General features: G+C 61.4%; 21 protein-coding genes. 12 read left to right on the top strand and 9 right to left on the bottom strand.

The window, feature by feature from the left end; all coding sequences use genetic code 11:
* Window positions 1-42: 42 nt before the first annotated feature.
* From RL_RS06355 to RL_RS06345, 3 genes are all read right to left on the bottom strand, one after another.
* Window positions 43-537, bottom strand: coding sequence for an SRPBCC family protein (locus tag RL_RS06355; RefSeq protein WP_011650946.1), 495 nt, complete (start codon window positions 535-537; stop codon window positions 43-45).
* The gene (locus RL_RS06350; RefSeq protein WP_011650945.1) at window positions 527-880 is read right to left on the bottom strand and encodes an ArsR/SmtB family transcription factor; all 354 of its coding nucleotides are present in this window, start codon (window positions 878-880) and stop codon (window positions 527-529) included. Before RL_RS06350 ends, RL_RS06355 begins: the two co-directional genes overlap by 11 nt.
* A gap of 66 nt (window positions 881-946) precedes the next feature.
* On the bottom strand, window positions 947-1,588 hold the full coding sequence (locus RL_RS06345; RefSeq protein ID WP_011650944.1) for a dihydrofolate reductase family protein: 642 nt from the start codon (window positions 1,586-1,588) through the stop codon (window positions 947-949).
* A 148-nt stretch (window positions 1,589-1,736) separates the two neighbouring features.
* Between RL_RS06345 and RL_RS06340 the strand changes: the two genes are divergently transcribed.
* Together RL_RS06340 and RL_RS06335 are read left to right on the top strand one after the other, a co-directional pair.
* Window positions 1,737-2,093: an ArsR/SmtB family transcription factor gene (locus RL_RS06340; RefSeq protein ID WP_011650943.1), complete on the top strand. Its 357-nt coding sequence runs from the start codon at window positions 1,737-1,739 to the stop codon at window positions 2,091-2,093.
* The gene (locus RL_RS06335) at window positions 2,068-2,556 is read left to right on the top strand and encodes an SRPBCC family protein (RefSeq protein ID WP_011650942.1); all 489 of its coding nucleotides are present in this window, start codon (window positions 2,068-2,070) and stop codon (window positions 2,554-2,556) included. Before RL_RS06340 ends, RL_RS06335 begins: the two co-directional genes overlap by 26 nt.
* Window positions 2,557-2,725: 169 nt before the next feature.
* Here RL_RS06335 and RL_RS06330 read toward each other — a convergent pair whose 3' ends face one another.
* Entirely contained in the window at window positions 2,726-3,328 is a 603-nt protein-coding gene (locus RL_RS06330; RefSeq protein ID WP_028741662.1) for a TetR/AcrR family transcriptional regulator, read from the bottom strand.
* A 124-nt stretch (window positions 3,329-3,452) separates the two neighbouring features.
* Here RL_RS06330 and RL_RS06325 point away from each other — a divergent pair, with 124 nt between their 5' ends.
* The 6 genes from RL_RS06325 (at window position 3,453) to RL_RS06300 (ending at window position 6,200) form a co-directional block, all read left to right on the top strand.
* Window positions 3,453-3,833 (top strand): DUF4267 domain-containing protein, encoded by a 381-nt coding sequence (locus tag RL_RS06325; RefSeq protein ID WP_011650940.1) that lies wholly within the window; start codon window positions 3,453-3,455, stop codon window positions 3,831-3,833.
* Window position 3,834: 1 nt separating this feature from the next.
* A complete protein-coding gene (locus tag RL_RS06320) occupies window positions 3,835-4,155 on the top strand; it encodes a DoxX family protein (protein ID WP_011650939.1) in 321 nt (106 codons plus the stop codon).
* Window positions 4,156-4,294: 139 nt separating this feature from the next.
* Window positions 4,295-4,627 (top strand): ArsR/SmtB family transcription factor, encoded by a 333-nt coding sequence (locus RL_RS06315; RefSeq protein ID WP_003557417.1) that lies wholly within the window; start codon window positions 4,295-4,297, stop codon window positions 4,625-4,627.
* Window positions 4,620-5,105, top strand: a complete 486-nt coding sequence (locus RL_RS06310; RefSeq protein WP_011650938.1) for an SRPBCC family protein — start codon at window positions 4,620-4,622, stop codon at window positions 5,103-5,105. Before RL_RS06315 ends, RL_RS06310 begins: the two co-directional genes overlap by 8 nt.
* A complete protein-coding gene (locus RL_RS06305) occupies window positions 5,098-5,718 on the top strand; it encodes a glutathione S-transferase family protein (RefSeq protein WP_011650937.1) in 621 nt (206 codons plus the stop codon). The genes RL_RS06310 and RL_RS06305 overlap by 8 nt, the downstream gene beginning before the upstream one ends.
* 107 nt (window positions 5,719-5,825) lie before the next feature.
* The gene (locus RL_RS06300; protein WP_011650936.1) at window positions 5,826-6,200 is read left to right on the top strand and encodes a VOC family protein; all 375 of its coding nucleotides are present in this window, start codon (window positions 5,826-5,828) and stop codon (window positions 6,198-6,200) included.
* A 54-nt stretch (window positions 6,201-6,254) separates the two neighbouring features.
* Here the strand turns inward: RL_RS06300 and RL_RS06295 are convergent, their stop codons facing one another.
* Both RL_RS06295 and RL_RS06290 read right to left on the bottom strand, forming a co-directional pair.
* Window positions 6,255-6,614 (bottom strand): VOC family protein, encoded by a 360-nt coding sequence (locus RL_RS06295; protein ID WP_003546229.1) that lies wholly within the window; start codon window positions 6,612-6,614, stop codon window positions 6,255-6,257.
* A 77-nt stretch (window positions 6,615-6,691) separates the two neighbouring features.
* On the bottom strand, window positions 6,692-7,624 hold the full coding sequence (locus tag RL_RS06290) for a LysR family transcriptional regulator (protein WP_011650934.1): 933 nt from the start codon (window positions 7,622-7,624) through the stop codon (window positions 6,692-6,694).
* 121 nt (window positions 7,625-7,745) lie between these two features.
* Between RL_RS06290 and RL_RS06285 the strand changes: the two genes are divergently transcribed.
* From RL_RS06285 to RL_RS06280, 3 genes are all read left to right on the top strand, one after another.
* Window positions 7,746-8,438: a type 1 glutamine amidotransferase domain-containing protein gene (locus tag RL_RS06285; RefSeq protein ID WP_011650933.1), complete on the top strand. Its 693-nt coding sequence runs from the start codon at window positions 7,746-7,748 to the stop codon at window positions 8,436-8,438.
* A gap of 28 nt (window positions 8,439-8,466) precedes the next feature.
* A complete protein-coding gene (locus RL_RS39825) occupies window positions 8,467-8,625 on the top strand; it encodes a hypothetical protein (RefSeq protein WP_155251664.1) in 159 nt (52 codons plus the stop codon).
* 222 nt (window positions 8,626-8,847) lie between these two features.
* Window positions 8,848-9,786, top strand: coding sequence for a sialate O-acetylesterase (locus RL_RS06280; protein ID WP_011650932.1), 939 nt, complete (start codon window positions 8,848-8,850; stop codon window positions 9,784-9,786).
* Window positions 9,787-10,001: 215 nt separating this feature from the next.
* Here RL_RS06280 and RL_RS06275 read toward each other — a convergent pair whose 3' ends face one another.
* Both RL_RS06275 and RL_RS06270 read right to left on the bottom strand, forming a co-directional pair.
* Window positions 10,002-10,475, bottom strand: a complete 474-nt coding sequence (locus tag RL_RS06275; RefSeq protein ID WP_011650931.1) for an AtaL-like protein — start codon at window positions 10,473-10,475, stop codon at window positions 10,002-10,004.
* A 34-nt stretch (window positions 10,476-10,509) separates the two neighbouring features.
* On the bottom strand, window positions 10,510-11,379 hold the full coding sequence (locus RL_RS06270; RefSeq protein WP_011650930.1) for an SDR family oxidoreductase: 870 nt from the start codon (window positions 11,377-11,379) through the stop codon (window positions 10,510-10,512).
* 104 nt (window positions 11,380-11,483) lie between these two features.
* On the opposite strand from RL_RS06270, the gene RL_RS06265 reads away from it, so the two are divergent.
* On the top strand, window positions 11,484-12,374 hold the full coding sequence (locus RL_RS06265) for a LysR family transcriptional regulator (protein ID WP_011650929.1): 891 nt from the start codon (window positions 11,484-11,486) through the stop codon (window positions 12,372-12,374).
* A 514-nt stretch (window positions 12,375-12,888) separates the two neighbouring features.
* Here the strand turns inward: RL_RS06265 and RL_RS06260 are convergent.
* A complete protein-coding gene (locus RL_RS06260) occupies window positions 12,889-13,881 on the bottom strand; it encodes an MBL fold metallo-hydrolase (protein ID WP_011650928.1) in 993 nt (330 codons plus the stop codon).
* Window positions 13,882-14,007: the final 126 nt, after the last annotated feature.

Here is a 14,007-nt window from a genome sequence, read left to right as displayed (position 1 = left end):
CGCATCCACCCGTCAAGAGGCATGGCCGATTGAGTCGAGCTGTCACACGCTCGCGCTGAGCGTGATGAGAAGTTCATCCAACTGCTCGAACTGCTCGGGCATCGCGTCTTCCATGCCGACGAAAGACTGGTCGAGCGCTTCCTTCGAGGGATAGAGTTCCTGCAGGACCAGCAGCGTCCTGCCGTTCTCTTCCTCGAAGGTCACCGTGGTGACGGCGCCCTCCTCCCCGCCTTCGTCATTGGTCCAGACGAGGCGCGATGGCGGCGACACGTCGAGATACTTGCCGAAGAAGGCCATGGTGTCCGAGGCGTCGTGTCCGAACGCGATGCGGTAGCTGCCCCCGGTGCGAACATCCATCTCGCAGGAAAGAAGGGGCACGCCCATCGACTTCGGCGCCCACCACAGCTTGAACAACTCGGGCTTGGTCCACGCGTCGAATACGAGGCGAACCGGGCCGTTGAAGGTGCGCGTCACCACGAGTTCAAGCTCCGACCTCCGTTCGACCACCGTGCGGCCGTTACTCGCTCTATCCCCCATCGACTTTCTCCTTCCGTTTCAGGGCCTCGATGACGTCATCAAGCGCGTCGAAGCGTGCGCTCCAGATCTGGCGGCGCGCCTCGATCCAGGCCGCCTCTTCCTCGAGCCCGCGTGAGCCCAGCCTGCAGGTCCGCACACGCCCGACCTTCTCCGTCGTCACCAGCCCCGCCTGCTCCAGGACGCCGATGTGCTTCTTCATGCCCGTGAGGGTCATGTGGAATTTCTCTGCGAGCTCCGTGATCGAAGCATCCGCGCTCCCGAGCTGCTCCAGAACACCGCGTCGCGTGGCGTCCGAGAGCGCGGCAAAGGAGGCATCAAGGCGAGCTGTCGAAAACTGAACCATATAGTTCAGTGTTTAGCACGCAGATCGGTGTCACGCAAGGGACCGAGATCGGCCTCAGGCGATCGGCTAGCGTTGGAAAGTGAGGTGGATGGTGCCGCTTGGTGACGTTTCCGCCTTGACGGTGCAGCCGGCTTCCAGGCCGCGCAGATCGTCCCATAGGCGGATGCCGCGCCCGAGCAAAATCGGCGTGATGGCAACATGAAGGCGGTCGACGAGGCCGGCTTTGAGGTAGTCGCGAACGACGGTAGGACCACCGCCTATCCTCACATCCTTGCCGTTTGCAACCCTCACGGCCTGCTGGAGCGCATCGTCAGCGGTGGTATTGAGGAAGTGGAAAGTGGTGCCGTCGGCCATCTCGATGGAAGGCCGCGGCCTGTGGGTGAGAACGAAGACCGGACACCCGAACGGTGGCTCGTCGCCCCACCAGCCGCGCCAGTTCGGATCGTCGGGAAAGTTGTGGAGACCGAACATGCCGGCGCCCATGATCTCGGCGCCCACATTCTCGAAATATTCCTTCGCGTATTCGTCGTCGAGACCTGTGGTTCCCGCCCCCGTCGTATCCTTGAGCACGCGCTCACGGAACGTTCGCGTTGCCGCATATGCGCCGACGAGACGCGGCCAGTCCTCGCCGAACGGGGTTTCGGGCGTCTGGTCCGTCGTTGTCGCGAAACCATCGAGCGAGATCATGAGATCGACACGAACTACCATTGGAGTCCTCCTTGAAAGGTGTTGCGCCACAGCGGTCCCTGCATTGGGGGCTAAACACTAAGGCAATTACCTTCATATTTCGAGCCGGATACTAAGGCAAGTACCTTTTTATCCTTGACCGCCGCCACCGACCAATTTACGGATTGATATGCCTTACCATTCGACCCCCCTCGACCTCGCCTTTCACGCTCTCAGCGACCCGACCCGCCGTGCTGTGGTGTCGCGGCTGGTTGAGGGCGAGTTGCCGGTCAGCGCGCTTGCCGAGCCTTTCGACATGGCGCTGCCCTCCTTCGCCCAGCATCTCAAGGTGCTGGAAGATTGCGGGCTGATCGCCAGCGAGAAGCGCGGGCGCAGCCGCTGGTGCCGGCTGGTGCAGGCGCGTTTCGACGAGGCGGCGGACTGGATGGTATCGGAGCGCCGGCGCTGGACCGAGCGGCTGGATCGGCTCGAAGTCTACCTGGACAAAACCGAAGAGGACGATGAAGGACATGGCAAACCTGTTTGAGACATGGTCGCTCGACCGCGAAATCGTGCTGGTGAAGGTGCTCAACCATCCGCGCGACAAGGTCTTTGCCGCCTGGATGGACCCCAAGGCGCTTGCCGAATGGTACGGCCCGGCCGGCCTCAGCATCGAGAGCCACGAGGCCGATATCCGCGAGGGCGGGGTCTGGCGGTTCGACATGGTGGGCGTGTTCGAGGGCCGCCAGCAGCGCTTCCCGAACCTCATGCGCTTTCTGGAGATCGTGCCGAACGAGAGGATCGTGATGGACTATGGCACGCCCGATCCTGACGACCCCGACCGTTTCCGCGCCACGGTGACCTTCGATGAGCAGGCCGACGGCAAGACGGTGCTGACCTTGCGCCAGCTCCACCCCAGCGCCAAGCGGCGCCAGGTGGTCATCGGCTTCGGCGCGGTGGAATACGGGCTGCAGACGCTTGATGGACTCGCCGCCTGGCTGGACCGCTGAGCGCCTGGCCGCGCGGCGCCGTCCGGGTGGGCGACGAAGGCGCGGCCACACTTGCCGTGCAAACAATGGGGCCAGCCGGTTTTCCCGGAGCAGATCGGTCCGACACAAGCTCTGGGGAAATCGCCTGCCGGTTAAGCTCGTGCGCCGGAGCACGGCACCAGCCCAGCCTTCAGACCTGATCTGACGACCCGGTTTGATGAACCCCCGCATCGACGATCGCCTGAACAACAAGCGCGATGCGTTTGTCACGCATACCGGGCCTGATGCGGCCTGAACGTTCGAGCTCGGCAAGCCCATGAAGGGCTGCCCAGAAGGTCTCGGTCACGATCTCCACATGGCGCGAGAACGGAGACACGGCTGCTGCAATGGCGTCGAAACCGGCCCGAAGTTCCGATCTCGTTTCCGCCTCGGCGAACTGCAATTGGGTCGGCAGGATAAACATCGCCTCGTAGAGTGCTGGGCGACTGAAGGCGAAGGCGAAATAGGCCATGGCGACATCCATGAGGGACTGTCGTCGTCCCTTCGCCCCGCCCGCCGCTTCCCGAAGAACGGTTGCGAGCTCCTTGAAGCCCTCGATCGCAACTGCGGCAACGATGGCGTCCCTGTTGGCGAAATGCGAATAGAGGACCGGCTGGCTGTATTCGATTTCCGTGGCCAGGCGGCGGATCGTCACCGCGTCCCATCCTTCGCTCTCGGCGACGGCACGGGCCGCCGCGACAATGCGATCTTCGCGCTCGGCCCTTTCCCGCATTTTTCGCTCTGCGCTACCCATTCCCACAATCTCCACGGCCGAAAGGTCAATAGGCGAGGATTATATCCGCGCTTGACAAACTAGCAACGCTAGCACATTTATCTAGCAACGCTATTTTATATAGCACAGACAGAAGGAGTGCATAATGCAGTGGCTGTTAAATGGGACAGGGTTGCTGCTTGCCCTCGCGATTATCGCGATCGGCACCAGCTATATTGCCAGCCCGACGACGACGATGCGCAGTTTCGGCCTGCCGCTTCCCGAGGATGGCCCAAACGTCGCTTGGTGGCTCCGCCTCAAGGGAGTGCGCGATATCGTCGCCGGAATGCTCGTGCTGGCCTTCATGGTGTCGGGCACAGAACGCGAGGTCGGCATCGTGCTTTTGGTCGAAGCGATGATCCCCGCAGGCGACATGCTGCTCATCCTCGCAGCAAAGGGCTCCACCAAAAGCGCCTTCGCCATTCACGGTCTGACGGCGGCGGTCATGGTCCTGGTCGCTATCCCCATGATGATCGGCGGGCTCTGAGATGGTTCACGTTCTTGCAATCTGGTTTCTGGTCGCCGCATTCTCAGGCGCCGGCCTCGTCAACGCGATCGGCACGACCGGGACGCGAAACGAATTCGCCCGGTGGGGCTATCCGCGCTGGTGGGGCATCGTGACGGGCGGGCTGGAGATATCGAGCGCCGTCCTGATCGCGCTTCCCGTCAGCCGCCTTGGTGGCATGGCGCTTGGGGCGGCCATCATCGCGGCTGCGGTTTTCACGGTTCTTCGCCACCGCGACTATGCACACCTGGCGCCGCTCAGCGTCTTCGTCACCCTGATTGCCCTTGCCGTAATCGCATCTTGAAAGAAGCGTGGTCGGCGTCCTGGCCGAGGCTCCACCGTCCGTCGTCCCGCAAGGGTCGTTGCCAATCCAACGCAAAATTGCCTTTGACATTTCGCCCAACAGAATATATCTATACAGCTATATAGCTAGATGGTGATTTATGGACGACAAGCTCGATGCGATTTTCTCCGCACTCGCCGATCCCACGAGGCGCGCAATTCTTGGGCGGCTTGCGAACGGCAAGGCGACGGTGGCCGAACTCGCTGATCCCTTCGAGTTGTCTCAGCCTGCCATATCGAAGCATCTCAAGGTCCTGGAACAAGCCGGATTGATCCGCTCCGGCCGTGAAGCCAATTCGCGTCCCCGCGTGCTCGAGCCGGCCGCGTTGAAGACGGTTGCTGATTGGGTCGCCGATTACAGACGCTTCTGGGATCAAAGCTTCGATCGTCTCGATGACTATCTGTCCAAGGTACAAGGATACGACAATGACTAATCCAGAGACCGATACCGACAATACCCGCGACCTGGTTCTCGTCCGAAGGTTTGATGCCCCATGCGATCTGGTTTTCCGGGCATGGACCGACCCGAAAGCCTTGGTGCAATGGTGCGGCCCTCACGGTTTCAAGGCGGTGGGCGATCGGCTTGAAGCCTGGCCCGGCGGCAGACACCGCGCCTGTCTGATCGCGCCAGATGGAGAAGAGCATTGGGTCGGCGGAAAATATCTGGAGGTCGAGCCGCCGCACAGGCTTGTCTTCACACATGCCTGGGAGCTCGCAACCGGCGAAAACAGCCCGCAAACGGTCGTCACCATCACATTCAGGGACAGCGACGGAGGCACGGAAATGACGTTTCGGCAGAGTGGATTTGATAGCGCATCGTCACTAAAGGGTCATGAAGACGGCTGGTCGCAAAGTCTCGAGCGGTTGAGCTTCTTTCTCGGGACTAGATCCGAAGGGCCGGATCATGCTTAAGGCGGCGATGAAGCTCTATTATTGCGAGACGCTCAATCCTCGGAAGGCCTGCGCCGCCGCTCGTTTTCTCAAAGCCGACGTCGAGTTCGTCAGGGTTGATCTGGCAAGCGGAGAACAGCGCAGTCCAAAATTCCTGGCGCTTAACCCGAACGGGAAAGTCCCGGTGCTGCAGGATGATGCCGGAACTTTGTGGGAAGCGAACGCCATCATGTGCAGGCTGTCTGACAGCGTCGCATCGGATTTCTGGCCGCATGACCACCGCCAGATCGACGTGCTGCGCTGGTTGAGCTGGGATGCCAGTCACTTCACCCTGCACGGGGCAACGCTCTGGTTTGAAACCTTGATCAAGCCGTTGTTCGGCGGGGAGCCTGACGTCGCCGTGATCGACAATGCGAGGACGAGTTTTCGACTCCATGGTCGCGTGCTCGACGATCATTTGGCCAAGAACAGCGTCGCCGTCGGGAAGACACTGACTGTGGCAGACTTCGCATTGGCCGCTGCACTTCCTTTTGCAACCGCCGCAGGGATTCCACTCGCCGAGTTTCGGCATATCCAAGCGTGGTACGGACGGCTTGAAGAACTGGATGCGTGGCGAAACCCTTTCCCAGTCTAGGGGGCACGGGCGAAGGACCCTGTGCCAGGGTGAAAGGCGTTGGCAAAGCCACGTGAATTTATCGAGATCGGCCACTGATCTATTGGCTACCTTACGGGAGATGAAGCATGTTCACCCACGTGATGATTGGAAGCAACGACTTGGAGCGGGCCAGAAACTTCTACGACGCCACGTTCGCTGCCTTGGGAGGCAAGCCCGGCGAGATGGATGCAAGAGGTAGGCTGATCTATGCCCACGAGGGAGGTCGGCTGATGATCACGAAACCAATTGATGGCAAGCCGGCGACCGTAGCCAACGGCGGGACTATCGGTATCGCGGCCGCGAGCCCCGCTCATGTTCTAGCCTGGCATGCCGCCGGTACCGCGCATGGCGGCACAGCCATCGAGAGCCCGCCACAGGAACGTCCGAACGGGTCATTCGTCGCCTATCTTCGCGATCCCGACGGACATAAACTGACCGTACGGTCGCAGCCGACGAAATGAGTTAGCCTTCAGCAGCGCCTACTGGACAGCGTGGTCGAGAGCGACCATGTGCCATCAATCCTGCGCCGGCTCCCAAAGCTCGACTGGGTTACCTTCGGGATCGTGAATCCGGGCAAAGCGGCCTACCTCCGAGTTCCACTCGTCCCGGGTTTCCACCGCAATCCCACTTGCCGTCAGGCTGGCGATCAGTCCATCGAGATCGTCCACGCGGAAATTGACCATCCATTGTTGTTCCGCACGACCGAAATAGTCGGTGTCCTTCGAGAACGGACCAAATATCGTCATCCCGGCCTCTTGATGCCACACCGACTTGTGCAGGTCGTCAATACCGAGATGCTTTTGATACCATTCAGCCAGGCCGGCCGGGTTCGCCGCCCTGAAAAACACACCGCCGATTCCAACGGCCTTCGGCATGGAATTCTCCTCATCTTGAAACAGAACAATGCAATCGTTCGGGCGCGCGTGCAACCGCCGAGGGCAAACACGCGCTCTCAATTTCCAGCCATCGCTTCCGGCACCGCAGCGTCGGAGACTTCCTTTGCCACCTCTGATATCAATGATCTCAGCCACCGGTGGGCGGGATCGTTTCGGTAGCGGACATGCCATGCCAGCTCGACCGGGAAGCTGCCGAGATCGACCGGTGCGGGCAGGATCTTGAGGCGCGGGTCGCGGGCAAGGCGATGGCAGATCAGCCGGGGCAGCGTGGCGCAATAGTCGGTGACGGCCACCATTTCCGGGACCGCCAGGAAATGAGTGACGGAGACCGAGACGTCGCGCCTGAGGCCTGCCTGCTGCAGCATCTGGAACAGGCCGACGCGCATCCGGCCGGGCGGAAGCACGTTCACATGCCGCATCCGCTGATACCGTTCCTCGGAGATGCTTTCGGTGATCTCGGGATGATCTTTGCGCACGACACAGGCCAGCCCATCATCCATGAGATGCTGCACGACCATGTTATCAGGCGGCTCGACGATCCTGCCGAGCACCATTTCGGTCGCCCCTGATATTGCGCCGGTCTCGGCCAGATCATTGCCGAAGGGCGTCAGGCGAAGCCTGATCCCGGGCGCACATTCGCGCAACCGCGCCACGATCACCGGCATCAGGACAAACTCGACGTAGCTGTTGGGGGCGATGGTGAACTGCCGTGTCGCTCGCGCCGGATCGAACGCCTGCTGACCGAGAATGACGTCATCCAGGCTCGCCAATGCCCCGCGGATCACCGGAGCAAGTGCCTCTGCCATCTCAGTCGGCTTCATGCCGTAGCGCTCGCGGATGAACAGCGGATCGCGCAGCGTCTCGCGAAGGCGGTTCAAGGCGTTGGAGACGGCCGGCTGCGTCATGCCCAGTTGTTCGGCTGCGCGCGTGACATTGCGCTCTTCCATGAGCGCCACGAAGACAGGCAGGAGGTTGAGGTCATACTTCATCCAGATATATTGCCGAATGCATATCTGAAATCAAAGAAATAAATTTCCGGAATGAGAGCGGCCGGGGCATGATGCCCTCATCGAAAGCAGCCGATCACATCTGTCTCGAAAGGATCTCCAGATGAAAATCCTCATGGTTCTCACCTCGCACGACGAACTGGGCGACACCGGCCGGAAGACCGGCTTCTGGCTCGAAGAGTTTGCCGCCCCCTATTATGCCTTCCTCGAAGCCGGGGCCGATATCACCGTTGTATCGCCCAAGGGCGGACAGCCGCCTCTCGACCCGAAGAGCGACGAACCCGGCTTCCAGACCGACCAGACCCGCCGCTTCCATGCCGACACGGATGCCCAGGCCGTGCTTGCCTCGACCGTAAAGCTCGCTTCGGTCTCCCATGACGATTACGACGCCGTCTTTTATCCGGGCGGTCATGGCCCGCTTTGGGATCTGGCGGAAGACAAGAATTCGATCGCCCTCATCCAATCGCTCTATCAGGCCGGCAAGCACGTCGCCTTTGTCTGCCACGCCCCGGGTGTGCTGCGCCACGTCAAGGCTTTGGACGGCACGCCGCTGGTCCAGGGCAGACAAGTCACCGGCTTCAAGAACTCCGAGGAAGACGGCGTCGGCCTGACTCAGGTGGTGCCGTTCCTGGTCGAGGACATGTTGAAGGAGAATGGCGGCATCTATTCCAGCGGCGACGACTGGACGTCCTATGCCGTCCAGGACGGCCTGCTCATCACCGGGCAGAACCCCGGTTCATCGGTGGAGACCGCCGGCATTCTGCTTGCTGCCCTGGCAGCGGCAAAGGCCGCCTGACACTCGGCGGCTGGTCAGGGATAAACCCATGACCAGCCGCTCTGCTATTTTTGTTGCGGCGATACTCAGAGCTTCCCTCTGCCAGCAGTTCGCGGGTCCGCCGGAGACCTGCCCCGGCGGCGATTTCGCGCGTATGATCGGCGGCCCGCTGCTTTATCTGGTCCTGCCCATAGCAGGTACGATCTAACCCATCCGGATGATTGTAATCACTGGTCCGGTCTATAGTTTAGAGCAGGTTTCCGGCGACCCCGCGCGAAATTGTCGTCGAGGGGGCTCGATCTTCGTGACGACAAAGATCATGCCCGAAGAAAGCAGATGTGGCTGGAGTGTAAAGGACCTTCATGGCTGGAGCAGCCTTGATCGGTCCGATAGGTTCCATGTGATCGGATAATGTTTGAAAGGCAACGACATGCGCAGAACAATGGCAGTCGGCTTGGCCGCCTTGATCGCCATCTACTTTCTCGGCGGCATGAGCGCGAGACGTGAGATCTTTCCTTGGCCACAACTTTCCGCGCTGAAAAAAGTGGTTGGCGGAGAGAAGGTGGCGGCTCCAAGCCGTTATACTTTCGACGACAAGGAACGGCTGATCGGGGATGAATCGAAAACGCTGGTGGCCTGCCCGCCTCAGACTGACCGGACTGCTGTCTTACTCATTCTTGGCCAATCGAACGCGGCCAACTACGGAGGACAACGGCACCGGTCGAATTATGGCGCGCGCGTTGTAAACGCCTTTGACAAACGCTGCTTCATCGCGGCGTCACCCCTTCTTGGATCGACCAATACCAGGGGAGAGTATTGGACGCTCCTTGGGAACAATTTGATCGCATCGGGTCAAAATGACAATGTCATCCTCGCACCTCTCGCATATTCCGGATCTGAGGTCGCAAGATGGGCGGCAGGTGGCGACTTCAATCCCGTGCTGGTCGATACCGTGAAACAGCTTCAGGATTCCGGTTACCGGATAACGAACGTCCTCTGGGTTCAAGGAGAGGCGGACCTCGTTATGGGCACCACTGCGGAGGCCTACCAGGAACGTTTCATGTCGATGGTTGACACGTTGCGTCAGCACGGCGTCGAAGCACCTGTTTACATTTCGATCGCATCGAAATGCCTCGAACCGAGCAACGGCGGCTTCAAGGAGCATATTCCAGACAATGCGGTCGTGCGGGCGCAACTGGCCCTGTCAAAAAGCGGCCACGGTATCCGAGAGGGCGTAAATTCCGATGCGTTACTCGATGGAGACGACCGCTACGATGATTGCCATTTCGGGGGCACAGGCGGGGAGAAAGCGTCGCAGGCCTGGCTGAACATTCTGCGCTCCGGTGGCCGCCTGGAAACCTCGCGATAGTCGTCCCTGTACCGGCTTTCGCGCCTTCGCGAGCCATATGGATGCCGGCAAGATTAACTCCCGCCCGGTGAGCGCTACGCCGGCAAGGCGCTTGTCCGCTTTGACCGACAAGCGGCTCGGCCCATGGCCAGCCCCGTCCTTCGAGGCCCCTTCGGGGCGCTTCAGGATGAGGCTGGAGAAAGGTCGCAGCCCTGTTGCTTGTGCTGCGACGATATTTAGAGCTTTCCCTCTGCCAGCAATTCGCGGGTCCGCTTCAGTGTCGATAGCAGGGCGGCCCTGTAGCCCGTTTCGCCATCGAATTGTGCCTGCTCGGCCTGCTCTTCCGGGCCATTCGGCTCTTTGCCGCGCAGGCCGAGATAGCAGTAGAAGCGCAGTTGCAGCTGACCGTCTTCATCCTCGAAAAGCTCGTTGACGATCGCTCCCTCGCGTGGCCCCGTCGCCTGAAAGAAGGTGACCTTGCCTTGCCGGTCCAGGGTGATGATCTCGCGCAGATCCTGCCCGGCAATCGTCGCCTCGCGCACGAAATGGGTCGGGCTTTCCTCTACGACATCGCAGCGGGTGCAGAGACCGGCGGGAAGAAAGAGCCGGGCGTCGCGTGCCTTGCGTTCGAGACCTTGCCAGGCCTCGGCGCGCGTCAATGGGGTTTCGCCTTCCGGATTCACCGGAACTGTGGCGGTCGCGTAGATCATGGTGATAGTCCTTTCGAGGTATCCGTTGGTTGCTTCAGGCGGAAGCAACCGTTTCCGAGGCGAAGGCGGAATAGGAGCGCAGCGGGCGTCCGAGCAGCTTTGTCAGGCGCTCGACATCGCCGGCCTCAGGCAGCATCCCGTCGGTCAGGAAGCGTTCTCCCATCAGGCGCATGTCGTATGCCATCCAGGCCGGCATGAACTGCTTGAGATTCTGCTCGAAGCCCTCGGTATTGTCGCCGCCATAGCGGATCGGGCGGGCGAGCACGTCGGACCAGATGGCGGCGATATCGGTTCCGGTGAGTGTCTCCGGACCGACGAGGTTGATACGGTCGAGCGCCAGCGGCTCCGCAGCCTGTTCGCGGCGCAGCAGCTCAAGGGCGGCGATCTCGGCGATATCGCGAACATCGATCATGGCGAGACCCTTGGCACCGACCGGCATCGGGTAGGCGCCGTAGCCGGTGATGACGTCTTTGACCGTCAGATCGTTCTGGATGAAGTAGGCCGGGCGCAAGATGGTCGCCTTGAAACCCATCTGCTCGATCATCCGCTCGACGCCGAACTTGCCGGCGAAATGCGGCACGTTGACGTAGACGTCGGCGTGGATCACCGAGAGATAAACGATCCGCTCGATGCCGGCCGATCGGGCGACGTTCAGCGCAATCAATGCCTGGGTGAATTCGTCTGGCACCACGGCGTTGAGCAGGAACAGCGTCGACACGCCTGACATGGCGTTGCGCAGCGAGTCGACGTCGAGGAAGTCGCCTTGGGCGACGCTGACGCCAGCCGGGAAATCCGCTTTCGATGGGTCGCGGACAAGAGCACGGACATCGGCGCCGCGCTTGACGAGGTGTTCGACGACTTGGCGGCCAACATTGCCTGTGGCGCCGGTGACGAGAATGGTCATGGTCTTTCTCCGTGTTGGGTTGCTTGACACGTCGAATATGTGTGGTTCACTGGCAGCCCGATAGACGGCGATTTTAGATAGACCGTCTCACTGGTGGAACAGACATGGATCTTCTTGCGCTTGCCGATTTCAATCTCGTTGCCCGCCATGGTGGCTTCGGCAAAGCGGCAAGGGCGACAGGCCGGCCGAAGGCGACATTGTCGCGGCGTGTCGCCGAGCTGGAAAGCGGCCTTGATCTACGGCTGTTTGAACGGGGTGCGCGGAACCTGAAGCTTACCGAGGAAGGACGGGCGCTGTTCGAGCGGACGGGGGCGCTGCTCGCCGAACTGGACGAGACGGCTGCGGCGATTGCCTCCGGCGGTCAAAAACCCAAGGGGAGATTGCGGATCAGTGCACCGTTGCATTTTTCCCAAACCGCAATGGGCAGGATCGCCGCCGGCTTTACCCTCCAATATCCGGAGGTGAGGCTCGAGGTGACGAGTGAGGACCGGCCCGTCGATATGATCGAGGAAGGCTACGATCTGGTCATCCGGGTCAATCCCGATCCCGACGAAAGCCTGGTCGGGCGGGCGTTTCTGCGCGACCGGCTGGTGGTGGTGGCGAGCCCCGATCTCCCTCGCCCGACCGGCGGACACGCCGCTCCCGGCGTTGCGCGTGGCGCAGGCGAAGCCCAAACATGGCCGGTGAAGACACCAGGCGGCCGGTCGGCGATCAGGATCGAACCTGTGCTCACCTTGGCGACGCTCATCATGGTCCGAGATGCGGTGCGCGCCGGCGTCGGTGCAGGACGTCTTCCCATTTCGCTGGTCAGCCACGACCTGGCTGACGGCACCCTGGTCAATTGGGGCGATATCGACGGCCCCGAAATCGCTCTCTGGACACTCTACCCATCGCGGCGGCTGCTCAGCGCGCGCGTATCGGCGTTCCTGGACTTTCTCAAACAGGCCTTCCCCAACGGCACGCCGGACGAACTGGCCGCCTATATCGGCAGGTGATCACCGAACGCGCTTTCGGACGCAGAGAATCTGGCCCATAACCGACGAGATCGACATCCAGAGGAGAGCAGCGTGTTTCGTTAATGCTTGCGGAGAGGTATTGCGGGGCGGAGCCGAAGCCGATGCGCCCGCTCTGCGCGCCGTCATTCGTCTTGATGCTGTTTATGATGTCAATTCCATCCCCAATGATTATTTTGGTTGAGTTCGCCAACGCTCTAGCTCAGCCTGCGTGAAGCGCAGCGTGATATGCTGCGGGCAGTTCCAGTCGAATGCCTCCACCGCGATAAGGACGAGACGTTCCACGCGAGCGGGGTAAGTCAGGCACGGTCAGCTTCTTCGCCAGCACCGGATCCTCTCTGCGTGGCCGCGCGCGCCTATCCGCTCCCACTGCGCCGCGCTGCCATAGTGTTCCTGCGCGGCCGCGACGGAGGCCGTCGTGGCGATACCGAGATATCTGGTGCTCATGCCGTTTCTACCCTCACGACTGCCGTAGCGGGGCCCGCCGCAGCGGACCTCAGTTCTGCAAGGCCCAGTCCGCTACCTGCCAGCGCATCTGCCCGCGGTCGGCGACGACACGGCCGAGCCCTGGGAAGGGCATGTGCGTGGCGGCGATGAGCGCGCCCTCCGAAGCGGCGCGAGGAAAAAAGCGGTCGCGCATCGCTTTGGCCGCTGCAGGGTCCTGCTCGAACAGGAAGAACACATCGGTCGCCCCAGGATGCACGACCGGAAAGATCATATCCGAAACCATGATGAGGCTCTGCCCGCCATCTTCGACCCGCACGCCGATATGGCCGGGTGTATGGCCGGTAAGGTCGACAATGGAGACGCCCCGCACAATCTCACGCTCGCCGTCAATCGCCTGGAGTTTCGGATAGAGGCGCACGACCTCCCCCGCCATTTGGAAGCTGGTCTGCAGATAATCGGGCGCGCCGCTGCGCTTGGCCGGGTCGGTCCAATGGGTGACGTCACGACGATCGATGTAGAGTTCCGCCTTGGGGTAGTTGTTCTTGCCCCCGACGATCAGACCGCCCATGTGGTCTTGGTGCATATGCGTCACGATCACCGCGTCGATCTGGTCGCGCTGCAGGCCGAGCGCGCTGAGCGCCTGCGGCAGTTCGCCGGTCTGCCCGATCGAGCCCGCTGGACCGGCATCGATCAGGATCCGGCGCTCGCCATCGTCGACCAGATACTGGTTGAAGAGGAACCGCACGCCGCTCGGCCGGGCGGTGAACTGCGCGATTGCCGCCTGTTCGACCTCGGCCGCGGCGCGTCCCGGGAAATAGTCGTAGGGCATATCGGCATACCCGTCGGTCAGGGCTGTCACCGTGAAGCGGCCAATGCGGATCTGCGCCAGCGGCGTAACGCTGACCGGCGTCTGAGCGGTATCCTGCGTCGCGGCAAGGGCGGGTGCGAGAGCGCCACCGATCAGGTCTCCCCCGAGGAGGCTCCCCCCGATGAGGCCCAAAGGAAGCGCGCTGGCAAAGGCGCGACGTGAAAGTTGAGGCATGCGTGTTCCTCCGGATCTTTGGCAATACGGGAGCCAGCCGGCCGGCGTCCCCTGGACGACATGAAAGCTATGATATCCACAATTGATAGGGTATCCTATCATTTAGAGAACTTACCTCTCAAATTC

The organism is Rhizobium johnstonii 3841, assembly GCF_000009265.1.
Classification (GTDB): Bacteria; Pseudomonadota; Alphaproteobacteria; order Rhizobiales; family Rhizobiaceae; genus Rhizobium; species Rhizobium acaciae.
Note: the sequence above shows the minus strand (reverse complement) of the source record. Positions and strands in the feature narration are given on the sequence as shown.

Bases quoted from the DNA above. Each gene is read 5' to 3' on its own strand.
- RL_RS06280 (WP_011650932.1), top strand. From the start codon at position 8,848: ATGCGCAGAACAATGGCAGTCGGCTTGGCCGCCTTGATCGCCATCTAC.
- RL_RS06290 (WP_011650934.1), bottom strand. From the start codon at position 7,624: ATGAAGTATGACCTCAACCTCCTGCCTGTCTTCGTGGCGCTCATGGAA.
- RL_RS06315 (WP_003557417.1), top strand. From the start codon at position 4,295: ATGGACGACAAGCTCGATGCGATTTTCTCCGCACTCGCCGATCCCACG.
- RL_RS06345 (WP_011650944.1), bottom strand. From the start codon at position 1,588: ATGGTAGTTCGTGTCGATCTCATGATCTCGCTCGATGGTTTCGCGACA.
- RL_RS06285 (WP_011650933.1), top strand. From the start codon at position 7,746: ATGAAAATCCTCATGGTTCTCACCTCGCACGACGAACTGGGCGACACC.
- RL_RS06320 (WP_011650939.1), top strand. From the start codon at position 3,835: ATGGTTCACGTTCTTGCAATCTGGTTTCTGGTCGCCGCATTCTCAGGC.
- RL_RS06325 (WP_011650940.1), top strand. From the start codon at position 3,453: ATGCAGTGGCTGTTAAATGGGACAGGGTTGCTGCTTGCCCTCGCGATT.
- RL_RS06355 (WP_011650946.1), bottom strand. From the start codon at position 537: ATGGGGGATAGAGCGAGTAACGGCCGCACGGTGGTCGAACGGAGGTCG.
- RL_RS06305 (WP_011650937.1), top strand. From the start codon at position 5,098: ATGCTTAAGGCGGCGATGAAGCTCTATTATTGCGAGACGCTCAATCCT.
- RL_RS06310 (WP_011650938.1), top strand. From the start codon at position 4,620: ATGACTAATCCAGAGACCGATACCGACAATACCCGCGACCTGGTTCTC.
- RL_RS06300 (WP_011650936.1), top strand. From the start codon at position 5,826: ATGTTCACCCACGTGATGATTGGAAGCAACGACTTGGAGCGGGCCAGA.
- RL_RS06335 (WP_011650942.1), top strand. From the start codon at position 2,068: ATGAAGGACATGGCAAACCTGTTTGAGACATGGTCGCTCGACCGCGAA.
- RL_RS39825 (WP_155251664.1), top strand. From the start codon at position 8,467: ATGACCAGCCGCTCTGCTATTTTTGTTGCGGCGATACTCAGAGCTTCC.
- RL_RS06295 (WP_003546229.1), bottom strand. From the start codon at position 6,614: ATGCCGAAGGCCGTTGGAATCGGCGGTGTGTTTTTCAGGGCGGCGAAC.
- RL_RS06350 (WP_011650945.1), bottom strand. From the start codon at position 880: ATGGTTCAGTTTTCGACAGCTCGCCTTGATGCCTCCTTTGCCGCGCTC.
- RL_RS06265 (WP_011650929.1), top strand. From the start codon at position 11,484: ATGGATCTTCTTGCGCTTGCCGATTTCAATCTCGTTGCCCGCCATGGT.
- RL_RS06275 (WP_011650931.1), bottom strand. From the start codon at position 10,475: ATGATCTACGCGACCGCCACAGTTCCGGTGAATCCGGAAGGCGAAACC.
- RL_RS06330 (WP_028741662.1), bottom strand. From the start codon at position 3,328: ATGGGTAGCGCAGAGCGAAAAATGCGGGAAAGGGCCGAGCGCGAAGAT.
- RL_RS06260 (WP_011650928.1), bottom strand. From the start codon at position 13,881: ATGCCTCAACTTTCACGTCGCGCCTTTGCCAGCGCGCTTCCTTTGGGC.
- RL_RS06340 (WP_011650943.1), top strand. From the start codon at position 1,737: ATGCCTTACCATTCGACCCCCCTCGACCTCGCCTTTCACGCTCTCAGC.
- RL_RS06270 (WP_011650930.1), bottom strand. From the start codon at position 11,379: ATGACCATTCTCGTCACCGGCGCCACAGGCAATGTTGGCCGCCAAGTC.